The sequence below is a fragment of the Belnapia sp. genome (assembly GCF_059504005.1).
This window is the reverse complement of sequence record NZ_JCACHU010000159.1, coordinates 63,600-69,778: the sequence shown is the minus strand read 5'-3', so window position 1 is coordinate 69,778 and position 6,179 is coordinate 63,600. Positions and strand designations below refer to the sequence as shown.

Annotated in this window: 7 protein-coding genes; 3 read left to right on the top strand and 4 right to left on the bottom strand. The window is 72.0% G+C overall.

Annotated elements, in window-relative coordinates; translation table 11 throughout:
* Positions 1–224 precede the first annotated feature (224 nt).
* Positions 225–1,199 carry a Bug family tripartite tricarboxylate transporter substrate binding protein gene (locus tag AC5JJ1_RS25105; protein WP_495787853.1) on the bottom strand — a complete coding sequence of 325 codons (975 nt, stop codon included), beginning with the start codon at positions 1,197–1,199 and terminating at the stop codon, positions 225–227.
* Between the two features lie 90 nt (positions 1,200–1,289).
* On the opposite strand from AC5JJ1_RS25105, the gene AC5JJ1_RS25100 reads away from it, so the two are divergent.
* Positions 1,290–2,171, top strand: coding sequence for a shikimate dehydrogenase (locus AC5JJ1_RS25100; protein WP_495787852.1), 882 nt, complete (start codon positions 1,290–1,292; stop codon positions 2,169–2,171).
* Between the two features lie 13 nt (positions 2,172–2,184).
* Positions 2,185–2,982 carry an SDR family NAD(P)-dependent oxidoreductase gene (locus tag AC5JJ1_RS25095; protein ID WP_495787851.1) on the top strand — a complete coding sequence of 266 codons (798 nt, stop codon included), beginning with the start codon at positions 2,185–2,187 and terminating at the stop codon, positions 2,980–2,982.
* A gap of 74 nt (positions 2,983–3,056) precedes the next feature.
* Here AC5JJ1_RS25095 and arfB read toward each other — a convergent pair whose 3' ends face one another.
* From arfB to AC5JJ1_RS25080, 3 genes are read right to left on the bottom strand one after another with little or no spacing between them, the layout of a single operon-like run.
* Entirely contained in the window at positions 3,057–3,479 is a 423-nt protein-coding gene (gene arfB, locus AC5JJ1_RS25090) for an alternative ribosome rescue aminoacyl-tRNA hydrolase ArfB (RefSeq protein ID WP_495787850.1), read from the bottom strand.
* Positions 3,476–4,207, bottom strand: a complete 732-nt coding sequence (gene eutC, locus AC5JJ1_RS25085; RefSeq protein ID WP_495787849.1) for an ethanolamine ammonia-lyase subunit EutC — start codon at positions 4,205–4,207, stop codon at positions 3,476–3,478. Before eutC ends, arfB begins: the two co-directional genes overlap by 4 nt.
* Complete coding sequence (locus tag AC5JJ1_RS25080) at positions 4,204–5,568, bottom strand: ethanolamine ammonia-lyase subunit EutB (RefSeq protein WP_495787848.1); 1,365 nt, start codon at positions 5,566–5,568, stop codon at positions 4,204–4,206. The genes eutC and AC5JJ1_RS25080 overlap by 4 nt, the downstream gene beginning before the upstream one ends.
* 83 nt (positions 5,569–5,651) lie before the next feature.
* On the opposite strand from AC5JJ1_RS25080, the gene AC5JJ1_RS25075 reads away from it, so the two are divergent.
* Entirely contained in the window at positions 5,652–6,176 is a 525-nt protein-coding gene (locus AC5JJ1_RS25075) for a phosphonopyruvate decarboxylase (protein ID WP_495787847.1), read from the top strand.
* Positions 6,177–6,179: the final 3 nt, after the last annotated feature.

The window sequence follows — 6,179 nt, the reverse complement described above, 5'->3', positions numbered from 1 at the left end:
CTCGCCGCCACCATGATCAACCTGCGCATCGCAAGGTTCAGTCACAAACCCTAGGGCAAACCCCTATCGGACGGGATCATCTGGTGGGGATTAACTGCCTGGACCGAACGCCAGGCCGCATGGAGCGCGCTCCAGTTTGAGGAGAAAGCGGTCTCGCGTGCCGTGCCGGCCCTTCCGGCGCCGCATCATCGGGGTCAAAAGCGGCGCACCGGCCCGGCCTGGCGCTAGTCCAGCGTGATCCCGCGGCTGCGGATCACCTCGCCCCATTTGGCGCTTTCCGCGGCGAGATAGGGCGGGAACTCCTGCGGCGTGCCGAAGGTCGGGAAGATGGAACCCTGGCGCAGCCGCTCCAGCACCTCCGGGTTCTTCATCGTGGCCGCAAGGCCGGCCGAGAGCTGGCGGATGATCGGCTCCGGTGTGCCGGCGGGAGCGAGCAGGGCGAAGTCGCTGGTCGCCTCGAAGCCGGGGAAGCCGCTCTCGGCGATGGTCGGCACGTCCGGCGCCAGCGGGTTGCGCTGCAGGGTGCTGACCCCGAGGGCGGCGATCTGCCCAGCTGCCATCAGCGGCAGGGCGGTCACGGCATCGACGAAGGCCATCTCCACCTCGCCCTGCACCAGCGCCTGCACCGCCGGCGCGCCGCCGCGATAGGTGACGTTCTGCACCGCGATCCCGGCGGAGCGGAGGAAGAGCTCCGTCGCCAGATGGGCGGAGGAGCCGACGCCGGAGGAGGCATAGCTCAGCTTGCCCGGCATCGACTTCGCGCGGGCGATGAAGGCGGCGATGGTCGGGGTGCCGAGCTTCGGCGTCACGCAGAGGAAGATGGGGGCGACGGCGACGCGCCCGATCGGGGCGAAGGCATGGTCGTCGTCATAACCGCGCTGCGGGAAGAGGTGGCGCGACATGGCATAGGTCGAGTTCACCCCGAGCAGCAGGGTGTAACCATCCGGCCGGGCGCGGGCGACGCTGGCATGGCCGATGGTGCCGGAGGCGCCGGGGCGGTTGTCCACCACCACATTGCCATTGATGTTCTTGGAGAGCTGCTGCGCCACCACGCGGGCGACGAAATCCGTGGAGCCGCCCGGGGCCCAGGAAACGACGATGGTGATGGGGCGGCCCGGGGCGGGCCAGGCCTCGCCCTGGGCCCGGGCCGGGCGGGCGCCGAGCAGGGCGAGGCCGGCAAGCATGGCGCGTCTCTGCATGGGCTTCCCCGCCTCCGATCCTTCTGGCTTGATCCGTGCCTACTGGCGCGTCCAGAGACGGACAAGCAGGAAAAGCGCGGGGATCACGCCATGACCGGACGGTGGGACAGCAGGCCCGCCTATCTCGCCGGGCTGATCGGCAGCGGCCTCGGCGCCTCCCTCACGCCTGCCATGCATGAGCGCGAGGGCGCCGCGCAGGGGCTGCGGGCGATCTACCGACGGCTCGACCTCGCGGAGCTCGGTCTGGATGTGGGAGCGTTGGAGGAGCTGCTGGTCGCCGCCCAGCGCCTGGGCTTCGCCGGGCTGAACGTCACCCATCCCTGCAAGCAGGCCGTCATCCCCCTGCTCGACGCGCTGTCGGAGGAGGCCCGGTTACTCGGCGCGGTGAACACGGTTGTGCTGCGGGATGGCCGGCGCATCGGCCATAATACCGACTGGTCGGGCTTCGCCGAGGGCTTCCGCCGCGGCCTGCCGGATGCGGCGCGGCGGCAGGTGGTGCAGCTCGGCGCCGGCGGGGCCGGGGCGGCGGTGGCGCATGCGCTGCTGGTGCTGGGCGTGCAGCGGCTTTCCGTCTTCGATACCGATGCAGGCCGCGCAGCAGCGCTGGCTGCTTCGCTCTCGGCCCGCTTCGGTGCCGGGCGGGCGGCAGCGGGCGAGGATCTGGCCGCGGCAATGGCGGCGGCGGACGGGCTGGTGAACTGCACCCCAGTCGGCATGGCGACGTATCCCGGCCTGCCGCTGCCGGCGGAGCGGCTGCGGCCGGCGCTCTGGGTCGCCGAGATCATCTATTTCCCGCTGGAGACGGCGCTGCTGCGGGAGGCGCGGGCGCTCGGCTGCCGCACGCTTGATGGCGGCGGGATGGCTGTGTTCCAGGCGGCCGGCGCCTTCCGCCTTTTCACCGGCATCGAGCCCGATGCCGGACGGATGCTGCGTCACTTCGCCGAATTGGTCGGCGACAGGTTGGGCGACTGAGGAGGAGACGCACATGCCCGAGACGAATCCCTATCCGGCCGACCTTTTCGCAGGGGAGGTTGCCCTGGTGACCGGGGCGGGCTCCGGCATCGGCCGGGGCGTCGCAGAATGGCTCGGGCGATGCGGGGCAAGGGTGCTGGCGAGCGACTTCCATGCGGATCGCGGCGAGGCGGTGGTCGCGGCGCTGCGGGCCGCTGGGGCTTCGGCCGAGTTCCTGCAGGCCGACCTGGCGGGTGCCGAGGGCCATGCCGCGCTGGCCGAGGCCGCCGCATCGCATGGGCCGGTGGCGATGCTGGTCCACAGCGCCTCGCCGCCGCGGCCGGAGCGGCAGACGGTCGGCGCCGTCACGCCCGAGGAGTGGGATGCGATGGCGAATACCAATCTCCGCTCCGGCTTCTTCCTGGCGCGGGCGGTCGGGCAGCGGATGGTGCAGGCGGGGCTGCGCGGGCGGATGGTCTTCATCACCTCGCTGCATGCCGGGACGCCGCGGAACCTGCCGCATTACAGCGCCGCCAAGGCGGGGCAGGTGATGCTGGTACGGGAGCTGGCACGGTATTTCGGCCCGGCCGGCATCCGGGTGAACGGGGTTGCGCCGGGCGCGATCCCGGGCGGCGGCTTCCAGGGCGATTTCGCGGCTCTGGCGCGGAAGGTGCCGATGGGCCGGGTCGGCAGCGCGGAGGACATCGCCCGCGCCGTGGTGCCGCTGCTCTCCGACCGCTGCATGCCCTATGTCACCGGCGCCGTGCTGCCCGTCGACGGCGGCCTCGCCCTCGGCAACTGGATCGACCCCGCCTCCGCCCTGGAGGAGTAGGCCAACTCGGACCAGTCCAGGCCGGGTTCCGGCCTGGTGGATGGGGTCTGGGGAAGGCAAGGCCTTCCCTAGCATCAGTCGGTCGGCTGCCTGCCCCTTCCCTTCTTGATATCCGCCCGCTTCGCCTTCCCTTCGAGCCGCCGCTTCTTCGACGCCAGGGTCGGCCGCGTCGGCCGGCGCGGCGGCGGGGGCGGCACCGCCGCCTCGCGGATCAGCTCCAGCAGCCGCTCCAGCGCATCCTCCCGGTTGCGCTCCCGGGTGCGGAAGCGCTGGGCGGTGATGATGATGACGCCATTCTGGGTCAGCCGGTGCCCGGCCAGCCGCTCCAGCCGCGCCCGCACCGGATCCGGCAGGTTGGGCGACAGGCGGGCGTTGAAGCGGAGCTGCACCGCCGTCTCCACCTTGTTGACGTTCTGCCCGCCGGGGCCGGAGGCGCGGATGAAGTCCTCCGTCAGCTCCTCCTCGGCGATGGCGATGCGGCGGGTGACCTGGATCACGGCAGCAGCGCCGCGCCCGGCTGCTCATCCTTCAGCGCGACGCCGGTGGCGCCAAGCCGCAGCGCTGCACCCGCCAGCCAGAGCAGCTTCTCCGCCGCCGCCGCGGGCGCCATCCCGCCGGGGCGGATATTGGAGATGCAGTTCCGCTCTGCATCCGTCCGCCCCCGCCGGGGGCCGAGGGTGAGGTAGAGGCCGAGGCTGTCGGTGGCGGAGAGGCCAGGGCGCTCGCCGATCAGCACAGCGACCATGGCGGCGCCCATCGCCTCGCCGATCTCGTCCCCGAGGGCGACGCGGGCCTGGCTGGCGAGGACGACCGGCGCGACGGCGAGGCCGGCGCGGCGCAGCATGGGCAGGGCGGCGGTGATGAGCGCCGGGGCCTGGCTCTGCACGCCGATCGCGCAGAGCCCGTCCGCCACGACGAAGAGGAAGGCGCCCGGCGCCTGCGGCAGGCGGGCGCGGTCGGCCTCGCGCAGGCGGCGGCCGAGATCGGGGCGCAGGAGGTAGCTCCGCCGGTCCGCCGCCTGACTGGCGACGCGGATGGCGGGCAGGCCGAGCGCCACCTCCAGCGCATCGAGGTCGAGCGCCGAATGCACCGCATCCCGCGCCCTGGCATGCGCCTCCTGAAAGTCGAGATGCGCGGCCGTCGGCAGGCCATGCCCCGCCCGGCCGAGCGCCACGCGGGCTGAGGTGAAGCGGCGCAGCTCGGCCCAAGGAACCGGCGCGCTCATGCGAGGCCGATCAGCGATGGGGCCAGCGGCAGCTGCCCGGCGCCGCTCGCCGCCTCGATGCCCATGCGCTCCATCCAGGCCTCGAATTCCGGCGCCGGGCGCCTCCCGAGCGCCGCCCGCAGGTAGAGCCCGTCATGGAAGGAGGTGGACTGGTAGGCCAGCATCACGTCATCCGCCCCGGGCACGCCCATCACATAGGTGACGCCGGCAACGCCCAGCAGGGTCAGCAGCCCATCCATGTCGTCCTGATCGGCCTCGGCATGGTTGGTATAGCAGACATCCACTCCCATCGGCAGGCCGAGCAGCTTGCCGCAGAAGTGGTCCTCCAGCCCCGCCCGGGTGATCTGCTTGCCGTCGAAAAGGTATTCCGGCCCGATGAAGCCGACGACGGAGTTCACCAGCAGCGGCGCGAACTCCCGTGCCACCGCATAGGCCCGCGCCTCGACCGTCTGCTGGTCGCAGCCGTGATGTGCCTCGGCGGAGAGGGCGCTGCCCTGGCCCGTCTCGAAATACATGCAGTTCGTCCCGACCGTGCCGCGGCCGAGGGCGAGCGCCGCCTCATGCGCCTCCCGCAGCAGGGCGAGGGAGACGCCGAAGCTGCGGTTCACCCCCTCGGTTCCGCCGATCGACTGGAAGACGAGGTCGACCGGCGCCCCGCGCTCCATGGCGAGCAGGCTGGTGGTGACATGGGCGAGGACGCAGCTCTGGGTCGGGATGGCGTAGCGGTCGCGGACGGCGTCCAGCAGCTCGAGCAGGCGGAGCGTGGTCTCGAGATTGTCGGTCGCGGGGTTGACGCCGATCACCGCATCGCCGGCGCCGAGCAGCAACCCGTCGAGGATGGCGGCCGCGACGCCGCGCGGGTCGTCCACCGGATCGTTCGGCTGCAGGCGGAGGGAGAGCCGGCCCGGCAGGCCGAGCGTGTTGCGGAAGCGCGTCACCACCCGGCACTTGGCCGCCACCGCCACCAGGTCCTGCAGCCGCATGATCTTGGAGACGCCGGCCGCCATCTCCGGTGTCAGCCCGCGGCGGAGGGCGGTCAGCGCCTCCGGCCCGGCGGCCAGCAGCCAATCGCGGAAGCCACCCACCGTCAGATGCGCGACGGGGGAGAAGGCCGCCGGCTCGTGCCGGTCGAGGATCAGCCGCGTCACCTCGTCCGCCTCGTAGGGGATCACCGCCTCGTCAAGGCAATGCCGCAGCGGCAGGTCGGCCAGCGCCCGCTGCGCCGCCACCCGCTCCTGCGCCGTCTCCGCCGCCAGCCCGGCCAGCACGTCGCCCGAGCGCAGCGGCGTCGCCCGCGCCAGCAGGGTCCGAAGGTCCGGGAAGAGGTAGCGGGTGCCGCCCACGGCATGCGCGAAGCCCATGCCCCGGTTTAGCAAGCTCCGGGCCGGTCTTGCCAGCGTGGCCCGGCGGCGGGAGGATACGCCCAACACCCGAGGGGAAACGCATGCCGGACGCCGCTGAGGACTGGCCCGACCAGATCTATGGCCTGTTGAAGGAGCACGACATCCGCCAGGTGGCGCTGGTGCCGGATGCCGGGCATTCCCGCCTCATCAAGCGCTGCCTCGCCGACAACGACATGCGCGTGGTCACGCTGACCACCGAGGAGGAAGGCATCGGCATGCTCTTCGGCGCCTGGCTCGGCGGCGAGAAGGGCGTGCTGCTGATGCAGAGCTCGGGCGTGGGCAACTGCATCAACATGCTCTCGGTGCCGATCGCGCATCGCACGCCCTGCCCGATGATCGTGACGATGCGGGGCGACTATGGCGAGTTCAACCCCTTCCAGGTGCCGATGGGCAATGCGACGCAATCGGTGCTCGAGGCGATGGGCACGCTGGTGAAGCGCGCCGACACGCCCGAGGACGTGGCGCCCACCGTCAACGCCACGCTCCGCATGGCCTTCAACACCTATCGCCCGACCGCGACCCTGATCGGCCAGCGGGTCATCGGCGCCAAGACGTTTGGGAAGTGACCG